The 18019-nt window shown below is 68.6% G+C and carries 18 protein-coding genes and 2 pseudogenes; 15 read left to right on the top strand and 5 right to left on the bottom strand.

Features of this window, described 5'->3' with window-relative positions; translation table 11 throughout:
* The first annotated feature begins 291 nt into the window (after positions 1–291).
* The 3 genes and pseudogenes from HFV08_RS25650 to rpsR all read left to right on the top strand — a co-directional run bounded on the left by HFV08_RS25650 (position 292) and on the right by rpsR (position 1953).
* A complete protein-coding gene (locus HFV08_RS25650) occupies positions 292–546 on the top strand; it encodes a type B 50S ribosomal protein L31 (protein WP_168542849.1) in 255 nt (84 codons plus the stop codon).
* The gene (locus HFV08_RS25645) at positions 546–1682 is read left to right on the top strand and encodes a CobW family GTP-binding protein (protein ID WP_168542848.1); all 1137 of its coding nucleotides are present in this window, start codon (positions 546–548) and stop codon (positions 1680–1682) included. Before HFV08_RS25650 ends, HFV08_RS25645 begins: the two co-directional genes overlap by 1 nt.
* A gap of 3 nt (positions 1683–1685) precedes the next feature.
* Positions 1686–1953: pseudogene (gene rpsR, locus HFV08_RS32430) on the top strand (30S ribosomal protein S18).
* Between the two features lie 408 nt (positions 1954–2361).
* Here the strand turns inward: rpsR and HFV08_RS25635 are convergent.
* The gene (locus tag HFV08_RS25635) at positions 2362–3231 is read right to left on the bottom strand and encodes an SDR family NAD(P)-dependent oxidoreductase (RefSeq protein ID WP_168542847.1); all 870 of its coding nucleotides are present in this window, start codon (positions 3229–3231) and stop codon (positions 2362–2364) included.
* 86 nt (positions 3232–3317) lie between these two features.
* Here HFV08_RS25635 and HFV08_RS25630 point away from each other — a divergent pair, with 86 nt between their 5' ends.
* Positions 3318–4169, top strand: a complete 852-nt coding sequence (locus HFV08_RS25630) for a helix-turn-helix transcriptional regulator (protein ID WP_168542846.1) — start codon at positions 3318–3320, stop codon at positions 4167–4169.
* A 79-nt stretch (positions 4170–4248) separates the two neighbouring features.
* Here the strand turns inward: HFV08_RS25630 and HFV08_RS25625 are convergent, their stop codons facing one another.
* The 4 genes from HFV08_RS25625 to HFV08_RS25610 all read right to left on the bottom strand — a co-directional run bounded on the left by HFV08_RS25625 (position 4249) and on the right by HFV08_RS25610 (position 8306).
* Positions 4249–5406, bottom strand: a complete 1158-nt coding sequence (locus tag HFV08_RS25625) for a DUF2786 domain-containing protein (RefSeq protein WP_168542845.1) — start codon at positions 5404–5406, stop codon at positions 4249–4251.
* Between the two features lie 66 nt (positions 5407–5472).
* Positions 5473–6339 carry an SMP-30/gluconolactonase/LRE family protein gene (locus HFV08_RS25620; protein WP_168542844.1) on the bottom strand — a complete coding sequence of 289 codons (867 nt, stop codon included), beginning with the start codon at positions 6337–6339 and terminating at the stop codon, positions 5473–5475.
* Between the two features lie 519 nt (positions 6340–6858).
* Positions 6859–7578: a DUF3597 domain-containing protein gene (locus HFV08_RS25615; RefSeq protein WP_168542843.1), complete on the bottom strand. Its 720-nt coding sequence runs from the start codon at positions 7576–7578 to the stop codon at positions 6859–6861.
* 155 nt (positions 7579–7733) lie between these two features.
* Positions 7734–8306: a GNAT family N-acetyltransferase gene (locus HFV08_RS25610; protein WP_168542842.1), complete on the bottom strand. Its 573-nt coding sequence runs from the start codon at positions 8304–8306 to the stop codon at positions 7734–7736.
* A gap of 200 nt (positions 8307–8506) precedes the next feature.
* Between HFV08_RS25610 and HFV08_RS25605 the strand changes: the two genes are divergently transcribed.
* The 11 genes and pseudogenes from HFV08_RS25605 to HFV08_RS25555 all read left to right on the top strand — a co-directional run bounded on the left by HFV08_RS25605 (position 8507) and on the right by HFV08_RS25555 (position 17891).
* Complete coding sequence (locus HFV08_RS25605; RefSeq protein ID WP_168542841.1) at positions 8507–10237, top strand: bifunctional 3'-5' exonuclease/DNA polymerase; 1731 nt, start codon at positions 8507–8509, stop codon at positions 10235–10237.
* Positions 10238–10522: 285 nt separating this feature from the next.
* Positions 10523–10855: a hypothetical protein gene (locus HFV08_RS25600; RefSeq protein WP_040250076.1), complete on the top strand. Its 333-nt coding sequence runs from the start codon at positions 10523–10525 to the stop codon at positions 10853–10855.
* 19 nt (positions 10856–10874) lie between these two features.
* The gene (locus HFV08_RS25595) at positions 10875–11186 is read left to right on the top strand and encodes a pore-forming ESAT-6 family protein (RefSeq protein WP_040250077.1); all 312 of its coding nucleotides are present in this window, start codon (positions 10875–10877) and stop codon (positions 11184–11186) included.
* Positions 11187–11257: 71 nt separating this feature from the next.
* Positions 11258–11758, top strand: a complete 501-nt coding sequence (locus HFV08_RS25590; RefSeq protein WP_168542840.1) for a DUF6507 family protein — start codon at positions 11258–11260, stop codon at positions 11756–11758.
* A complete protein-coding gene (locus HFV08_RS25585; protein ID WP_168542839.1) occupies positions 11755–14292 on the top strand; it encodes a hypothetical protein in 2538 nt (845 codons plus the stop codon). The genes HFV08_RS25590 and HFV08_RS25585 overlap by 4 nt, the downstream gene beginning before the upstream one ends.
* An 8-nt stretch (positions 14293–14300) precedes the next feature.
* A complete protein-coding gene (locus HFV08_RS25580) occupies positions 14301–14945 on the top strand; it encodes a hypothetical protein (protein ID WP_168542838.1) in 645 nt (214 codons plus the stop codon).
* A gap of 39 nt (positions 14946–14984) precedes the next feature.
* On the top strand, positions 14985–16004 hold the full coding sequence (locus HFV08_RS25575; RefSeq protein WP_168542837.1) for a hypothetical protein: 1020 nt from the start codon (positions 14985–14987) through the stop codon (positions 16002–16004).
* A gap of 13 nt (positions 16005–16017) precedes the next feature.
* On the top strand, positions 16018–16401 hold the full coding sequence (locus HFV08_RS25570) for a hypothetical protein (RefSeq protein ID WP_078844931.1): 384 nt from the start codon (positions 16018–16020) through the stop codon (positions 16399–16401).
* 391 nt (positions 16402–16792) lie between these two features.
* Positions 16793–17311: a pentapeptide repeat-containing protein gene (locus tag HFV08_RS32595; RefSeq protein WP_168542836.1), complete on the top strand. Its 519-nt coding sequence runs from the start codon at positions 16793–16795 to the stop codon at positions 17309–17311.
* 1 nt (position 17312) lies between these two features.
* Positions 17313–17501 (top strand): annotated as a pseudogene (locus HFV08_RS25560) (Imm49 family immunity protein); the annotation flags it as partial.
* Between the two features lie 54 nt (positions 17502–17555).
* On the top strand, positions 17556–17891 hold the full coding sequence (locus HFV08_RS25555) for a hypothetical protein (protein ID WP_168542922.1): 336 nt from the start codon (positions 17556–17558) through the stop codon (positions 17889–17891).
* Positions 17892–18019 lie beyond the last annotated feature (128 nt).

Genomic DNA, 18019 nt, shown 5'->3' with positions numbered 1-18019 from the left:
CGGCGACCTCGGACCATCGGAACCACGGGAACCACCGGGGCGCCGCAACCACCAGGTCCGGCGACCCGGGGCCCGGTGGCCCGGTGGGGCCGCACCAGGTGGTCGGAGCGACAGCGGGCGCTCGGCGCAGCAGGCAGCAAGATCGCCGAATCGCCGCCGGGGCACCCGGCAGCAGCGACGAGGGCCGTGCGCACAACGGGGTGCGCACCGAGCCCGAAACCGTGAACAGCAAGCACGAGCAGTACGCAGTGAGCAGCACGCAGTGAGAAGCGAGAAACGGAGGGCTACGAGATGAAGCCCGGAATCCACCCCACCTACGGACCGGTCGTCTTCCGCGACCGCGCCGCGAACCACGCCTTCCTCACCCGGTCCACCGCCACCAGCGCGAAGACCGTCGAGTGGGAGGACGGCAACACCTACCCCGTCGTCGATGTCGAGATCTCGAACGTGAGCCACCCCTTCTACACGGGCACGGCACGCGTCCTCGACACCGCCGGACGCGTCGAGCGCTTCGAGCGCCGCTACGGCCGAGTCGAGCGCGGCTGATGAACAGCACGGGCCATCCACCGGTCGTCGTGGTCGGCGGACTGCACGAGGCGGCCCGCAAGGCGGCCGTGGAGCGGCTGCTCGCCACCGTCCCGGGCAGCGTCGTGCTCCACCACGACCTGGCCGGGGCGGCGGAACGCGGCACCGTGGCACGCACCGTCCGCGACGCGAACGGTCCCCTCTCCCAGGGCGAGACCCCGCTGCTCAACGACTGCGCCTGCTGCGCCCTGCGCGAGGACCTCGTCCCCGAACTGCGCACCCTGGGCGCCGGAACCCGCCTCGCCGTCGTCGAACTCTGGGACTCCGTCGAGCCCAAGGCGATGGCCGAGGTCATCGCCGCCCACGAACTGCGCATCACCTCGGTGATCACCGCCGTCGACCCGGCCCTCGTCCTGCCCAGCCTCGGCAACGGCGACGACCTCGCCGAGACCGGGCTCGCCGCCGCGGCCACCGACCAGCGCACCGTCGCCGACACCTTCGCCCGCCAGCTGGAGTACGCCCCCGTCCTCGCCCTCCTGGACTCTCCCGAGGCCGACGACGAGGACCGCGCCCTGCTCGCCCAGCTCCACCCGACCGCCCACCAAGTCGCCATCGAAGACGGTGACCTGGCGGCCGCCGCCTTCCACGGCTTCGATGTGGACGCGGCCGCCGCGGCCCAGCACCCGGCCTGCGCCCTGCTCCCCGCCGAGGCCGAGGAGAGCGGCGTGAGCACCGTCGTCTGGCGCCAGTACCGCCCCTTCCACCCGCAGCGGCTGTACGCGGCCCTGGAGGACCTGACCTGCGCGGCGGCCCGCAGCCGCGGCCGGTTCTGGCTCGCCGACCGGCCCGACACCCTGCTGCACTGGGACGCCGCGGGCGGTGCCCTGTGCGTGGAGGGCGCGGGACCCTGGCTGGCCTCGCTGCCGGACGCCGCCTGGGAGATGGTCCCGCCCGTCCGCCGGGCCGCCGCCGCCCTCGACTGGCACCCCGAGCACGGCGACCGCTGCCAGCACCTGGTCTTCACCTCGCCCGGACTCGACCGCGACGGCCTGCTGCGGGTGCTCGACTCCTGCCTGCTGACCGACGCCGAGTACGCCGCCGGGCCCGAGTCCTGGCAACGCCTCGGCTCCGACTTCGACACCCTCCTGGAGATCTGACCCGTGCCCCGCAGGCCCGCCGACCGCCGCGCCGTCAAGCCCCGCCCCAACCCGCTGGACCAGGCAGGCATCACGTACATCGACTACAAGGACACCGATCTGCTGCGGAGGTTCCTCGGCGACCGCGGCAAGATCCTCCCCCAGCCTTCGGCCGGGGGGGACCCCCGTCCGGCGGGTCACCCGCATCTCCGCCCGGCAGCAGCGGCAGATGACCCGCGCCATCAAGAACGCCCGGGAGATGGCCCTGCTGCCGTACGCCGGCTCGTGCTGAGCGAGTGAGCCGAAGGCTGTCACCGGCTCGCGCTGAGCGAGTGAGTCGAAAGCTGTCATCGGCTCGCGCTGTGTGAGGTCATCGGCTCCCTTCTGTGGTCTCTCTCGACTCCTCCTCCGAGAGGGGAGTTCCTCTGACTGCGGCGGCACGCGTGGGTTTCGCGGGGGACGGGCTCCGCGAGCGTGCCTGCCGCGGGTACGGCAGCCCGGACTGGTCTGGCGACGTGGGGCGTTGCGGACTGGTCCGGGTTGCCGGCGGCTCCGGTTCCGGCGTCCGGGTTTGCCGGCGCCTCCGCCGCCACTTCTCCGCTCTCCTTCGCCTCCCTTCCCGTTCCTCTCCTCTCCCCCGGCTCTTCGCCTCTGCCCCCTGCCTCCGACCCGTCACCTCCGCACCCTCGCCTGCGCCCCCTCACCTCGCCCCGCCGTCGACGCTGAGGACGGCGCCGGTCACGAAGGAGGCGCGGTCGCTGAGCAGCCAGGCGGCGGCCTCGGCGATCTCGGTGGGGTCGGCGGCCCTGCGCAGTGGGGTGCGCGCGATCAGGTGCTCGGTGAGGCCGGGAGACCGTGCCTCCCAGGACCGGATCATCTCGGTGGCCGTATGGCCCGGTGCGACGGCGTTGACGCGTATGCCCTCCGGGCCGTAGCTGACGGCGGCCGACTCGGTGAGGCTGTTGACGGCCCTCTTCATCGCGCCGTACGCGGGGAGTTCGGGGTTGGCGTGCAGGCTGCCGACCGAGGAGTTGTTGACGATCGCGCCGGTCCCGGCGGTGGACCGTATCGCGGCGACCTCGGCGGCCATCGCCAGCCAGACGGCCTTGAGGTTGACGGCGTAGACCTGGTCGAACTCGGCCTCCGGCAGCTGGTCCATGGGGCCGGGCCGCTGGAGGGTCGCGGCGTTGTTGAAGGCGAGGTCGAGCCGTCCGTACCGGTCCACCGCGTGGTCCACAGCGGCGCGCACCTGCTCCGGCTCGGCCAGATCACACACCGTGAACTCCGCGGTGCCGCCCGCCGCCCGTATCTCCCCGGTCACGGCCGCGAGTTCTTCCCGGGTCCGGGCCGCGAGCAGGACCCGGGCACCCTCCCGGGCGAAGAGGCGGGCCGCCGCCGCCCCGATGCCGCGCCCGGCCCCGCTGACGAAGGCGACCTTTCCGGAGAGCAGGCCGGGGCCGCCCTCGGCGGTGACCGGCACGGGCGCGGCCTCGGAGATATCGACGTTGTTGGACACATTCTTCGTACTTGAGGGCTCAATAGGCTTATTGGCGTGCTTCACGGTGTTCATGGCGTACAGCTTGCGCCGCTCGCCGAGGTCTATCCAGGGACTGTCAGTCCCTGGATAGACCTGGGACGGCGGCACACACTGAAGGCGTGGACAGACAAGAACTGGCGGCCTTCCTGCGCAGCCGTCGTGAGCGGATCAGCCCCACCGAGGTGGGCCTGCCCGCCGGGACGCGCCGCCGTACACCCGGGCTGCGCCGCGAGGAGGCCGCGCAGCTGGCCTTCATCTCCACGGAGTACTACACGCGCCTGGAGCAGGCCCGCGCCCCGCGACCGTCACGCGAGGTGCTCACCGGGCTCAGCCGCGCCCTGCGGTTGAACCCCGCCGAGCGCGACCATCTGCACCATTTGGCGGGCGCCCCGCCGGGCCCGCCGCCCGGACCCCCGCGCGAGGTCCGGCAGAGCCTCCTCGACCTGCTGCGACGCCTGCCGGGATCCGCTGCCTTCGTCACCTCGGCGGCCCTGGAGGTGCTGGCCTGGAACGACCTCGCGGCGGCGCTCATGGAGGACTTCTCCGCGGTCCCGCCCCGCGAGCGCAACCTCGCCCGCCGGGCCTTCCTCGGCCCGCACCCCGAGGGCAGGACGCTGTACGGGGTGTCCGACCGGGCGGAGTTCGCCCGCCACGCGGCCCGGCGCCTGCGCGCCACCGCCGCCCGCTACCCGGACGACCCCCGGATGGCGGCCCTCATCACCGAACTCCGCTCCGGCAGCGAGGAGTTCGCCCGCCTCTGGGACGAGAAGGAGGTCTCCGCCGAGCCCACCCTGCGCAAGACCTTCCAGCATCCGCAGGTCGGCCCGGTCACGGTCAACTGCGACGCACTGGACATCACCGACCACGACCAGCAACTGGTCATCTACACCGCCGACCCCGGCTCCCCTTCCGAGGAGGCACTCCGCCTGCTCTCCGTCATCGGCACTCAGGAGATGGATGTACACCACTGAATCCGCCGGGCGTGCCCAGTCCGCGCGGCAAGCGAAGCAGGCACCCCTCGGCGGCCACCCGCCTCCGCGGCGGCCCGGCTCAGCGGCCCGGCCGCCCCCGCTCGATCCGCTCCCGCCCCGGCCCCAGTGCCGCCCGGTCCGCGGCCTCCGCGCCCTCCTCCCAGCCCGCGAGGTCGTTCACGCCGCGCACCCGCGTACTGACCGTCTGCGGGAACAGTTCGTCCGTACGGCCCTGGACGGCGACCTCACGGGCGGCGAGGACCGGCAGGAACTCGCCGCTCTCGGAGGCGACTTGTTCGCTGACGGCGGTGAGCCGGTCGCCGATGCGGTGGGCGTAGGAGGCGAGGAAGGACTGGCGGAAGGACTTGGTGCGCTTGCGGCCGCCCTTGCGCTGGGCGGCCTCGGCGCGGGTCATCGCGGTGGTGGCCTGGACGAGCAGCGAGGTGTGGAGCAGTTCGACGGCCTCCAGGTCGGACTCGAAGCCGACGACCGTGGAGAAGCCGTAGCCGCTGTTCCACACGGCGCGGCAGCGGTTGGCCCGCGCCACCGCGTCGAGCAGCACCGCCTTCGCCGTCTCGTACGGGGCGTCCACGCCGATCCGGCAGGCGGACGGGACGTCCTTCGCGGGGCGGCGAGCGGCGAGCACCGCCTCGTCCACGCCCTGCCGGGCCATCAGCTCCTGCGCCTTGGCGCTGAGCGCCTCGGCCTCCTCGGGGTACGGGGTGGCCTCGGCCTTGGCGAGCAGGGCGCGTATCCGGGCGAGCATCTTCGGCTCCCCGGCCACCGGCGGCGGAAGCTTCTCGCCGGGGGCGGGTCCGACGGGTTCGACACGGGGCAGGGTTCCGAGGAAGCGGTACAGCTCCAGTGCCGCGGTGGCGGCCGAGAAGCGGTCCGGGCCGGGCGAGGACCCCGCCGAGGCGGCCTCGGCCCGCAGCTCGGCCAGCTGCTCCGGCCAGCGGTGCGGCAGCCCCTCGTACCCCGAAGTCTCCTCGCGCGCGAGCCGGTCGAGGAGCACCAGGTGCACCCCGTCCAGGTCCCGGCGCACCAGCCGGGCGAGGTCGGCGGGCTGCCAGCCGCCGCGCCAGGACCGGGTGAGGAACTCCCGTCCCCGCCGGTCGAGTTCGGCGTCCGCGGCGGGGTCGGCGGCGAGCAGGGAGGCACCGGTGTCGAGGGCGTCCTCGGAGTCGTTGCCGAGCGCGGCCTCGAAGGCACGGGTGACGGTGGCGTGCGGGTTCACACCACCGATCGTCTCAGGCGCGCCGGCCTGACCGGTCCGGGTGCGGGCCGAAGCAGCCGGTCGGGCTCAGTGCAGTGGGCCGATGCGGAGGATGCGGCCCGAGGCCTCCGTGACGAAGAGCCCGTTCTCGGGGTCGTGGTCGCCGAAGCCGAGCGGGGCGCGGGCGCTGGTCGGGCTGGGCAGTCCGTCGACCAGGACGCAGCTCTCGCCGCTCGCGCGGTCGATGCGGATGATCTCCCCGGCACCGAAGGCGACGGCGTAGACCTGCCCGCCCACCACGGTCAGATCGTCGAGTCCCTTGAAGCCGAGGGCGGAGGGGCTGAGGTCGGCGAGCCGGGTGTGGGCGGCCGGGTCGTCGAGGGGGACCTGTTCGACGGGCGAGCGCGGGTGGACGGAGATGCCGGCGTACAACCGGCCGTCGGCGAGGGCGAGTCCGTTGGTGCCGAAGACGTCGGCGGCGGCCGTCCAGTCCTTGTCCTCGGTGCCGTCCGGCCGGAGCTTGAGAAGGGTGGGGGCGAATTCGCGGCCGAGGTAGAAGTTGCCCCGGCCGTCGATGGCCAGGCCGTTGATGCCGAGCAGACCGTCGACCACCTTGCGGGGCGCCCGGTCCGGATGCGCCGGGTCGAACTTCATGATGCCGGAGCCGTGGGGCACCGGGATCTGCCCGTAGTTCACATACATCGCGCCGTCCGGTCCGCGCCGGATCCCGGCGGGCGAGGGCACCGGCATCGTGGCGAACCTGGTGCCGTCCGGGCGGTAGCCCTCAACTCCCTTGAGCGCGTGGGAGACCCACAGCGCGCCCCTGCCGTCGAACTCCAGGTTCTCCCGCCAGTCCAGGACCGGCACCCCGCCCTTCGCGAAGACGTGCACACCGGGCTCGGTGCCGGGGCAGGGCTCCGGGGCCGCGGCTGTCCTCTGCCTCGCTGCCGCCATCCCAGGCTGCTCCTGGGGGACAGCGGCCGCCGCACCGGGCACCACGGCCGCGAGCACCGTGGCACTCACCGCCACCGAGGCGGACAGCGCGGCCAGCCGCCTCCGTACCGGGAGTGCGGACGGGGAGAGGGACGAGGCTGGAGACGGGGACGAGGCCGGGGCGGGAGACGAGGTTGCGGACGCGGCTTCGGAAATGGGTACGGACATGGCTGGCCCCCGGATCGTCGTGCGGGCGCGCCGCCTCGACCGGCACTCCTCGCACAGACCTCACGGCGGGTGGCGGCGGCCGATCATGAGGTAGGCGGCCCTGGTGGAGCCCACAGCAGATCAATCCCGGGGGCGCGCTGCCCAGCGACCGGAGTCCAAGGCTCGGGCTGCGGATTATGCGCGGGCGACAATGGGGCGGGGCAGGGGGTCGCTGTCCCCGGCTATGGCAGCTATGGATCGCCGTCCCGGACAGGAGTTCGCCGTCCTCGGGGAGGGAGCATCGTGCTCGGCAAGGGAGCACCGTGCTCGGGCTCAGGGCCTTGGATCCGTGGAGGTCACGGGAGGGGCGGCGGCGCCAGGGCCCACGGAAGGAGCGGAGGTTGTGGGGCCCGTGGAAGGGGCGGGGGCCGTGGATACGGGTTCCGAGGCCTCTGGAGCCCGATCGATGTCGGAGAGGATCCGCGCGTACCAGGAGTCGTCCTTGTCGGGCCAGTGCCAGGGCAGGAGTTCACTCACCATGGCGATCTCCTCGGTGGTGACGGTCACCGGCCGCTTCCGGAGTATGGCCACGAGTTCGTCGACGGCCAACCTCCACTCACCGACGAAGTGGAACTCGCGGCAGATCTTCAGACTCTCCGCCGAGAGCCGGTCCGCGAGCTGTTCGATGAGTCGCTTGCTCAAGGCGGTGAAGTGCAGTTCACGGCGCTTGACCTGCTCGTAGAAGGCGCGTTCCTCGGCGGTGGGGGCACGGAGCACGGCGAGCGGTGTATAGCCCCGGAAGACGACGATCGAGCCGTCCTTCTCGGTCTCGCGCAGGCTCTCGGCAGGGTCGCTGGTGAGCCAGCCCAGCCACCTGCGCCGGTGCCCGGGATCGGGGAGAAGATCGGAATCGGGATCGGAATCGCGGAAAGGATCGGGAGCCGCGGGGGGTGCGGCCCCGGTCCCAGGACCGGGCTCGGCGTCGGGCCGTCCGGATGTCTCCCGGGGCTCCTTCTCCTCCACACCGTGCTGTTCACTCCGCTGTTCAGGCATGGACCGATGGTGAGGCGGCGAGGAGCGGACCCGCAACGGAGTTGTCACCGGCCCGGGGCCGGGTCCCGGACGGCACCCCGGATACCGCGGTCATCGGGGTCGCCGGTGTCGCCGGTGTCGCCGAGGTCACCGGCATGGCCGAGGGAGCCTCCCCGTCACCGCAGATCGAGCCGCATCAGCACCCGGGGGTGCCCCGCGAGCACCGAGTCGGTGTCGGCGGCGTGGCTGAACCCGGCGCGGGCGAAGTTCTTGCGGAGTCCGGCGTAGGCCATGGTGAGGTCGACCCGGGCGTCACCGTTGTCGAGCGGGTACGCCTCCACCGCCGGGGCGCCCTGGGCGCGGGCGAAGTCGACCGCACCGGCGATCAGGGCGTGGGTGATCCCCTGCTTGCGGTGGCCGGGGCGCACGCGCACGCACCACAGCGACCAGACCGGCAGCTCGTCCACGTGCGGGATCTTCCGGCTGCGCGCGAAGGAGGTCTCCGCGCGCGGCGCCACCGCGGCCCAGCCGACCGGCTCGTCCCCGTCGTAGGCGAGCACCCCCGGCGGCGGTTGCGCACGGCACAACTCGGCGACGTACTCGCCGCGGGCCGGTCCGCGGAGCTCGTTGTTGAGCTTGGAGGGGATCCGGTAGCTGAGGCACCAGCAGACGTTGGCGCCGGGCGACTTCGGGCCGAGGACGGCACGTACGTCCTCGAATTCCGCAGCCGGGCGAACCTCGATGGCCATGGCACCACAGTGGCACGCCGGGGACGGCGCCGCCGCTCGGCTCCGGCCTGCGCCCGCCCCGGCCGCAGGCGCAGATGCCGGATCGCCCGCGCCCGCCGTCAGACCCGCCGGGCAAGAGAGCCCCTGCCGTATAAACCGGTCCGCATGAACCGGTCCGTGTCGTACGTCCGTTGTCAGACCCTCCTGTCACCATCGAACCCATGACCGAACGCTGGGCGCTCGCACCGGCCGAGGGCGGCGCCGTCGAGCTGGCGCCCCTCGGCCCGGATGGGCTGCCCGCCGGGCCGGTGCGCGAGGAGCCGGAGCTGGCCGCGGCGGTGCGCTCCCGGCCGGAGGTCACCCGCTGGATCTGGCGGTCGACGGCCGAGGTCTATCCGCGGCTGCTCGACGCCGGGGTCCGGGTCGAGCGGTGCTACGACATAGAGGCCGCCGAGACCCTGCTCCTCGGCCACGAGGGCCGGCTCGGCGAGCCCCGGTCCGCGGCCGCCGCCCTGGCCCGGCTGCGCCGGGCACCCGTACCGCCGGATCCGCCGCAGCGGTCGGCCGAACCGGGTTCGCAGTCCTCGCTGTTCGAGCCGGGCCCGGTGCACGTACCGCTCGGCGCGCTCCTGGAGGTCTACGCCGAGCAGCAGCGCCGGCACGAGGCGGCCGAGCACCCCGACCGGATGCGCCTGCTGACCGCGGCCGAGTCGGCGGGCATGCTGGTCGCCGCCGAGATGAACCGGTCCGGGCTGCCGTGGAGCGCCGAGGTGCACCGCACCGTGCTGCGGGAACTGCTCGGCGAGCGGTACGCGGGCTGGGGCGCCCGCGGCGGCGGCGCCGTGGAACCGCGCAGACTAGCCGAACTGGCCGAGGAGATCTCCCGCGCCTTCGGCCGCCGGGTGCGCCCCGACCTGCCCGCGGACGTCCTGAAGGCCTTCGCCCAGGCGGGGATCAAGGTGGCCTCGACCCGCCGCTGGGAGATCGCCTCCGTCGACCACCCGGCGGTTGAGCCGCTGCTCGCCTACAAGAAGCTGTACCGGATCTGGGTCGCGCACGGCTGGTCCTGGCTCCAGGACTGGGTACGCGAGGGCCGCTTCCGCCCGGAGTACGTGCCCGGCGGCACCGTGACCGGGCGCTGGGTGACCCACGGCGGCGGGGCGCTGCAGATCCCGAAGGTCATCCGGCGGGCGGTGGTCGCCGACCCGGGCTGGCGCCTGGTGGTCGCCGACGCCGACCAGATGGAGCCCCGGGTGCTCGCCGCGATCTCCCGCGACCCGGGCCTGATGGAGGTGGCGGGGCGCCCCGGCGACCTCTACCAGGCGGTCTCCGACCGGGCGTTCTCCGGCGACCGCGAGAAGGCGAAACTCGCCGTGCTCGGCGCGGTCTACGGCCAGACCTCCGGCGACGGCCTGAAGAACCTGGCCCAGCTGCGCCGCCGCTTCCCCCGGGCCGTCGCCTACGTCGACGAGGCGGCGAAGGCGGGCGAGGAGGGCCGCCTGGTCCGCACCTGGCTCGGCCGCACCTGCCCGCCCGTGGCCGGCGCCGGCGAACAGGAGGAGGCGGGCATCCCGCAGGACCCCGGCACGGCGGAGGCAGGCGAGGGCGCCGAACCCGACTCCGCCGAGGGCGAGTTCGTGCCCGGGTACGCCTCCACCAACTCGCGCGCCCGCGGCCGTTTCGCCCGCAACTTCGTCGTCCAGGGCAGCGCCGCCGAATGGGCCCTGCTCCTCCTCGCCGCCCTGCGCCGCACCTGCGCCGGGCTCCGCGCCGAACTCGTCTTCTTCCAGCACGACGAGGTCATCGTCCACTGCCCCGCCGAGGAGGCCGAGACCGTCCAGCGGGCGATCACCGAGGCAGCCGACCTCGCGGGCCGCCTGGCCTTCGGCGAGACACCCGTGCGCTTCACCTTCACGACGGCGGTGGTGGAGTGCTACGCGGACGCGAAGTGAGCGTGAGGCGGGGCAGTTCGAGTGGGCTTGTGGGCCTCGGTCGGGCCAACTGCCCTCGCAGCACGGTGGACACGCGCCGTGGCTCGTACTGACTCATGCAACTCGCCTGTGATCCAAACCATTTGCTCCTGTGGAACCTCCGGGGCACTGTCGTGCGTATGCAGTCGTAGCATCTGGTAATCGCCCTTGTACGCAGCGCCCGTGAACGGGGGCCGCGGCAGGGCGATACCGGGTGACACCGGACGGCACCGGGGGTGTCGCCACACGGGCTGAAGGGAGAGCTGGATGAAGTTCGACATGGGTTCGCAGGTGCTCACGGACCTGTCCTCGAAGTCGCAGACGTCGAGTGACGACCTGGGCACGCTGATCCGTCAACTGGTCGCGGCCGCCGCGCCGTTGGAGGGCAAGTTCAACGGTGCGGGCAAGGTGCAGTTCGACAACTTCAAGCGGCACTCGGACGAGATCGCCGCTTCGCTGAACGGGGCGCTGCATTCGATCCTGGGCGGCCAGGGCGGTATGGAGACGGCGTTCAGCAGCGGTGACCAGGAGCAGGACGACAACGCGCGGACGCAGATGTCCGCCGCGAACTTCGACGCCGCCCGCTTCTCGGGCCGCTGATCGTCGGAAGGGGATTTCCATGGCAGGCAACGGCGATCGGCGTTCGTACGACACGGGGGCCTCGGCGGACGCGCAGACCAACATCCAGGCGGTCATCGGCCGTCTGGAGCAGGTGATCGCGGCGCGGGACGCGCAGGTGAAGGCCGCGATGGCGGACTTCCAGGCGGACGGTGTCGCGGACGAGTACCACGGCAAGGAGATGCGCTGGAACCGGTCCTCGCAGGAGGTCAAGAACATCATCCACCTGCTGAAGACCACGCTGGAGAAGAACGACGGCACGGCGCAGTCCACCATCCAGCGCGCCAAGGCTGCCGTCGACAACATCGGCTGACCACGGCTCGTGCCGGTCGTGGAGCGCGGGTCGGGCAGGGCAACGGGGACGAGTGAGCAGGGGGCGGGGACATGACGGGGTGGGATCTGCAGCCTCAGGGCATCCGGGGCGTGCTGAAGACGACGGGTGAGTCCGCGGAGAAGATCCAGCGGCGGGCGGGCACGTTCGGCAAGCATCTGCAGTCGGCGGCGACACACGCGGGCACGCTCAGCTTCGAGTCGGCCCCGTCCGCGCAGGGCGCGGCGCACGGCCAGGGCGGTTCGGACGGTCACGGCGGCGACCTGGAGAGCGGGCAAGGGCCCGGTGGGTTGGTGGCCATGGCGCTGGCCCAGTTCGCCACCCGCGCCACCCTCGATCTGAAGTACCTGGTCATGCGGTCGGGGATGTCCTTGAACGGGGCGATGGAAGCCACCACCGCCTATCTGGAGGGCCATCTGGAGATGGCCGCGAACGCCCAGCACAAGGCGCTCGGCCCGGTCGACCTCGACCCGAAGAAGGACGGGGTGCAGACCAAGGCCGATGTGCTCCGCGCCGAGGAACGCCGGCCGGCGGCCGAGGAGAAGAAGAAGTGATCGACCCCGGCAGGATTCCCCATTACACCGGCAGCGTCGAAGAGTTGGAGAAGGATCACGCGGCGCTGAAGAAGGACGGGGCGGCGATCCGTTCCGCCGGCGCCGGTGTGCACTCCCGCTTCCAGGGCCTGTCCGCCTTCTACCAGGCACCCGAGGCCGAGCAGCTCTTCGCCTCCACCGCACCCGTCAAGAACCGCGCCGACCAGCTGGGCGACGACGTGGAGACGGTGGCCTCGGCGCTGTCCGCCTACGCCACCGAGATCCGCCCCCTGGTGAAGAAGCTCGACGACCTGCGCGCACGTGCCGTCACTTTCGTCGCCGAACACGAGGACGACGACGACTGGCAGTACGACGAAGACAAGGTCGCCGAGCACAACAGGATCGACAACGAGGCGAAGGCCGCCCTGGTGGCGTTCACCGATGCCGAGCGTGCCTGCTACAACAAGATCGTCGACCTGTGGGGCGGCCCCCATATGCGGGTCACCGAGGGCAAGCCCGGCGCCCACGAGTACGGCTTTCGCGCCGAGGATCTCAAGGGTGCCAAGATGCCCTGGGGCACCCCCGTCAACGAGAAGCACCACCCCTGGGAAATCGGCCACTGGGTCAAGTCGTTCGTCTGGGACGGCGTGGTCATCGACGGCATCGTCGGCACCCTCAAGGGTCTGGGCACCCTCATCGGAGTCAACGGCTGGGACAACGCCTTCAACGCCTGGAAGGGCCTCGCCCAGCTCGCCACCGGTGTCCAGTTGTCGCTCATGCCCGGCGCGCAGATCGCCTTCTGGGCCCTGCCCGACGACAAACTCCCCAGCTGGCTGAGGGAGTCCCGGACCACGATGAAGCAGACCGGCAAGGCTCTTGTCGCCTGGGACGAGTGGGGCAAGAACCCCGGCCGGGCAGCCGGCGCGGTGACCTTCAACGTCGTCACCACCGTCTTCACCGGTGGCACCGGCGGCGCCGTCTCGGGAGCGGGCAAAGCAGGAAAGGCCGCCCAGGCAGCCGCCCTTGTCAGCAAGGCCGGCCGCGTCATCGACCCCATGACCTACGTGGCCAAAGCGGGCGGCGCCGGCCTGGCCAAGATCAGCGACATCAGCTCCTCGCTCCGCGGCATCAACGGCATCGACCTCCCCCGCCTCCCGGACAACGCCGTCACCCTGCCCGAAGGCTCCCTGCGCCTACCCGACGGCACCGTGCAACTCCCGGACGGGGTCTACCTTCCCGAGGGGGCGCACCGGCTTCCGGACGGCAGAATCGCGGTTCCGGAGAATGCGTTGGTGCTGCCGGAGGGCAGCGTCCGCCTCACCGACGGCCCTGCCAAGGACGCCCTCTATCTCGACCCTGAGCTCAACATCCGCAATGCGGAGGGGGAGGTCGTCCACGGATCCGACCATGCACCGATCGAGGCCTCGCCCGCTCCTCGTACCAGCGGTGCTGAGGAACCACTGCGGGTTGACAATCCGCTGCACGAGGCACCGCTCGTAGGAGCGGGTTCGCGTCATCTCGGTACGGAAAGACCGATGCAGTTGGGTGAGGGCGCGCACGGCAGTCCGGAGGGCCCGACCCGAGTCGGTGGGGAGGCGCCCATCAGTGCCTCCCCGAGGGCCGACAGGTCAGGGGGTAGCGACCTCCCGCAGCGACCCTCGGCTGGCCATGATGCACCCGGCGTTCAGAGTGATTCACACCGGGTAACGCAACACACCACCCAACCGGAGGGCCAGGCAACACAAGCGCACGGAGGTTCCGGGGGAGGATCCCACGGAAACGACTTCGGGCGCTCTGGAGAACCCTCGATTGCGCAACAGGTCCCCGACGCCGGGGGGAACCCGCACCTCACACCAGATGTTCCTTCAACCTCCCCTATCTCCGAGATATCTCCCGAACGCTATTCCACAGGCCACGAAGCCTCTCCTCCGCCCTCCGAGCCCATGCGGCCCGAGCAGGAAGCCGGCCTGTCCGAAGCGCTTTCTCGCAGCCGGATGCCAGCGGATGACCAGGCCAAGGTTCTCCGCACACTGAGAAAGGAAAGATTTGGCGCCAAAGTGGCCGACCTCATTTCTCGCGGACATCTGGAGGGGATTCCGAACTACGACGAGATTCTCAACATGTGCAAGCAGGGATCCAGCAAGTCACAAAAGGGCATGATCCCTGCTGCACACATGGCACTGCGAGAGGCGACGATTCTGCAGAACAAGGGATTCTCCCATCTAGCCTTCGAAATCAAAGACGAAGCACTCGACCTCGATCTAGATGTTGCCGCCCTCAGACCAGACGGCACCCCCCAATACGGGTACCAACTCAAGGATGTCGATAGCATCGAGGGGATCAGAAGCGCGGCGAAGAAAGCAGCAAAGCAGCTGATATCCCCTTCAGACACCACCAAATTTGCCATCCTTGATGTGCACCGCCCCCGCGCAGAACTCAGCGCTAAGATGTTCAACGAGGTGGAGTTTCAAGCTCGTCGCGCTGGTGCCACGTTCCAACTCCGTTTCGAAGACGGCTCCATCACAGTGCCGGCCGACCGACCCAATCTCCCGTAAGGAGGCCGATGTCTACTCTCATGCGCGCTCCCGAACCCTGCGGCTCTTGGTTCTGGGATCTTGAGGATGTCGCAGAACCAGGACTGAGTTCTGCGCTATCTGTGGCCGATCGGATGTGTCAGGTCCTCACGCGTCAGGATTTGCTCATCCCCTTGAAGCTCGAATACCTCTGGTATGTACTGGATTCAGGAGGACTCAATATCACCTCAACCATGTCACTGCCCGGCTCACTGAACGATCAGTCCCTCCCCGACCGCATCCTTGGCAGCCGTCCGGTAGCTTTTCCCGATGCCCAGCCAGATGATGTGCATATCGTGGGCCCCGGGTATTGGATCGACGACTCCGGAAGTCGGCGCAAGGAGCCACTCCTCATCAATCTGTCCGTCTCCCCAGCACCCGTAGGACTTTCAGCTGAACTCGCCGTACATCATGACATTTGGGGGTTCTTCGATTTCTCCGGACAACCACATCCCAAGATTTTCGAGAGAAACTCAGTGCGGCTTGAGGCTGCCCTGCGTGAGATCAGTGAGATCTTCCAAGTGACGCCGGAAGTCGGCGATCCCACCTTCTTTGGATGCGCTTCGGAGTTCGGGATCGGAATGCCTGACGTAACTCCTGACGGCTTGGGGCCAGATGTCACCCACAGGCTCTGAAGCGCTTGCTGGAGGAGCATCTCGACCCGAGGACCTGCTGTGATCACCTCCACTCCTGTCGGCGACTGGACATGGGCACAAGAGTTCGGCGAGGGCGAGGAAGCAACTTCAGGAGGCGCGGCAGAGAAGATTCTCTCCGTATGGAAGATTCTGGCGCGACACGCATTGGCAGACAGCACAAGAAGGGGGGAAATCACGGTTCGAAGGTTCGCTGGCAAGCGGGAAGTAATTCGCGACTTTCGGAATCTGCCCCTAGAGGACACCACCCTGAGCGGCAACATTGCACTGAACAGGGCCACCTCAGAGGTGGATGCACTCAGCGGGGACTTCCTCATCACCCTACGCTTCCCGTGCCCCGGATATTGGACAGAGAAGGGACATTGGTACCGCGCTAAACAACTTTTCTGTATCCAAGCAGACATCTGGAAGAAGTCTCTGGTCGTTTACACAGTGGAGACGTATTCTGACGCCTGGCTCACGATGGATACGCGAGAGCGAGAACAGAAACAGGTACATGCAGAAAACCATCCCCGCTTGACTGCGGCACTTGGAGAAATCTCCCTCCTTCTAGGCGTTCCCACCACGCCAGGCGATCCGAATGTGCATGCAACTCCGACTTCTGAAGGCTTTGAAAACCTGGCCCCTGAGAGTGCGGCCTACGCAGACTCATGGGGCACTTTCGAAGTTCCCGAAAGGGCCAGGATCTTGCGCTCCCGAATCCCGAAATCGGAGAATGACTACGAAGAGGTCACGGACTCTCCAGTTCATTATTTTTCCGTCCAGAGAGACGGAAGAACCTTTGGTTACGTCTGGGCTGCCGACATCGGCAGCGCTGCGGGGTTCGAACCCCGGACAGCAGCTGATGAAGAGGCTCTTGCCATCGGTGGAAGGTGGCTACTTCGTCTCCGTGATGCTCACTCGCAGGGAGTATCGGCCCAGGACCTCCTGACCTGGCTCTCCCGACTAGCCCCAGACCCGGAAGCCGGTTCTTTCGGCGAGGACACTCCCCAACGTTTCGATAACTTGGACGGACTAGAGGAACTGTCAGGAAGATACTGACGAGAGGGCGGCCATGAAGATCGCGGGATTCTATGAGGAACTATGGAATTCATCTTTCGGAACTCCTGATGGAAGTATTCGCGACCATGTCACCTCACGCATGAGCGAGGACGCGCAAAGCATCACTGAGTATCTTCAATCAGGCCACGTGATCAGTAGCGTCATGGGATCCTCTACGGATGTAATGGGGTCTGGGAAATCCATACTCGGAGGAGACTCCATTTACACGGATGGCGAGTGGATCTGGCGAGGCGATCTCTGGTTCTACGTCTGGAACCATCATGTAAAACTGCCGCCAGAACTCCTGGATCGCATCAGAAATAACGACTATGTCGTACCTGCCGAGGATGAGGAAAGGTCCGTGGCCATCACGAGGATGGTCCTAGAAAAACTATGACTACGAGCCAAGGTGTCCTGCGGTCGATGCGCTCCGCAGAAATAGCAACTCAAGGATAGCGATCCGTCTACCCTGAATCATCATCACGCGGACCGCGAGAGAGTCACTGAGAGCAGGTGGGACGGGAAATCACTTACCCTGTTTACTGCTTTTCCATGCATATAAAAAAACGGATGCTCGACTGCTTCTGATCTATCCATCCGCGCCTTGCCAAGATTTCGATTCTCGGACAAGCGCTGGCGCTGCTGAGGCACGTAAAGCAAGGTTGGAGTGAAAAATCCCCAGAGCTCATACCTCACGCGACATTCGGCGATTCCCCAGAGAAATCGAAGCCGCCACAGCCCTCACCCAGTGGGCTGCCAACTCCGCGGTCCTACTCGATGTTGCCGGGTTGAATCTCAGCGATGCCGACCTCTCATGCAACGACCTGGCAAATTCTATCCTATCTCAGGGGAAATTCCATAGAGCATCGCTTTACCGAGTCGACCTGTACCGTTCTCATCTGGAGGCAACCGACTTCACGGACGCAGACCTCTCGTGGAGCATACTGACGAAATCTGAGCTCGACTATGCGGTATTACGGCGGACCAACTTGAGCCATACAGACATGAGAGCCGTCGAGATGTACGCGACCGACGCCAGCGATGCGAACTTTCACGCGGCGGATCTCAGTGGCGCCACTTTTCTAAAATGCCACCTCGAGGGTGCGAACCTCAGCCACGTGTCAGCGGACCGTGCAGTACTAGAAATTACGGTGAATGAAAAGACGAATGTTACGGGGCTCCACGGTCACATTGATGGGTGCGTTAGATTTGTTCAATCCACCGATCCTCGGCGCGCCAGAGATATCAATGGCAAAGAGTTGGAGAAGTGGCTAAACCTGCGCGGAGCGGACGTTGTGGTGCGTTGACGTCCATCTGCACAAGGCCTACTGGACCGCCGACGAGGACCGCGCCAAGGATCCCGACGGCAGCCTGGCGCTGGCCCCGCTCGCCATGGCCTGCCTCGCCTACGACGGCGGGATTCCTCTGAACGTCGCCTCGGACTATCTGCCGAGGCATCTCCTCCAGCGCAGCTGGGTCGGTGAGTTCGAGACCTGATGTGCTGCTGCCCGCACCCCACAATGGTTCGCCGAAGGAGAGGAGGTGACGCCCATGGCGCGCGACTACGACAGTCAGTTGCTGGAATCCGTGGCGGTACGACGGCGGCGGTTGCGGGACGCGCTGCTGTTCGGGACGCAGCGGGTGCGGCGTACGGCGGACGAGCGGCTCGGGAAGGTGTTCGCGGGGATCGCGATCGCGGCGGTGCTGTGTGCGGGGTGCGTCGGCTGGTCCTTCCTCCAGCACACCATGGACAAGCAGAAGGCCGAGCAGGACAAGCAGCAGCGTCAGCAGCAGCAGTACGAGCGGCCCGCGGAGCCGAGGAAGACCACCGGGCCGGAAGAGGATACGGACAACGGGACGGCTGACAAGCCGGAGAAGTCCGGTTAGCGGGGGGGTGCCTCTATGTCCTTCGTCAAGTGAGGCGTGGGGTTCTCGGCTTGTAGAAGGTGCCGTCGCGGAGCATGGCGAACAGGACGCTGATGCGTTGGCGGGCGAGGCGGAGGAGGGCCTGGGTG

The organism is Streptomyces physcomitrii, from assembly GCF_012273655.1.
In the GTDB taxonomy this organism is placed as follows: domain Bacteria; phylum Actinomycetota; class Actinomycetes; order Streptomycetales; family Streptomycetaceae; genus Streptomyces; species Streptomyces physcomitrii.
This window is presented reverse-complemented; position numbering and strand designations above follow the sequence as displayed.

Excerpts from the sequence above, each read along its gene's own strand:
- HFV08_RS25650 (WP_168542849.1), top strand. The coding sequence starts at position 292 with ATGAAGCCCGGAATCCACCCCACCTACGGACCGGTCGTCTTCCGCGAC.
- HFV08_RS25645 (WP_168542848.1), top strand. The coding sequence starts at position 546 with ATGAACAGCACGGGCCATCCACCGGTCGTCGTGGTCGGCGGACTGCAC.
- HFV08_RS25635 (WP_168542847.1), bottom strand. The coding sequence starts at position 3,231 with ATGAACACCGTGAAGCACGCCAATAAGCCTATTGAGCCCTCAAGTACG.
- HFV08_RS25620 (WP_168542844.1), bottom strand. The coding sequence starts at position 6,339 with ATGGCGGCAGCGAGGCAGAGGACAGCCGCGGCCCCGGAGCCCTGCCCC.
- HFV08_RS25615 (WP_168542843.1), bottom strand. The coding sequence starts at position 7,578 with ATGCCTGAACAGCGGAGTGAACAGCACGGTGTGGAGGAGAAGGAGCCC.
- HFV08_RS25610 (WP_168542842.1), bottom strand. The coding sequence starts at position 8,306 with ATGGCCATCGAGGTTCGCCCGGCTGCGGAATTCGAGGACGTACGTGCC.
- HFV08_RS25605 (WP_168542841.1), top strand. The coding sequence starts at position 8,507 with ATGACCGAACGCTGGGCGCTCGCACCGGCCGAGGGCGGCGCCGTCGAG.
- HFV08_RS25600 (WP_040250076.1), top strand. The coding sequence starts at position 10,523 with ATGAAGTTCGACATGGGTTCGCAGGTGCTCACGGACCTGTCCTCGAAG.
- HFV08_RS25595 (WP_040250077.1), top strand. The coding sequence starts at position 10,875 with ATGGCAGGCAACGGCGATCGGCGTTCGTACGACACGGGGGCCTCGGCG.
- HFV08_RS25590 (WP_168542840.1), top strand. The coding sequence starts at position 11,258 with ATGACGGGGTGGGATCTGCAGCCTCAGGGCATCCGGGGCGTGCTGAAG.
- HFV08_RS25580 (WP_168542838.1), top strand. The coding sequence starts at position 14,301 with ATGTCTACTCTCATGCGCGCTCCCGAACCCTGCGGCTCTTGGTTCTGG.
- HFV08_RS25570 (WP_078844931.1), top strand. The coding sequence starts at position 16,018 with ATGAAGATCGCGGGATTCTATGAGGAACTATGGAATTCATCTTTCGGA.
- HFV08_RS25555 (WP_168542922.1), top strand. The coding sequence starts at position 17,556 with ATGGCGCGCGACTACGACAGTCAGTTGCTGGAATCCGTGGCGGTACGA.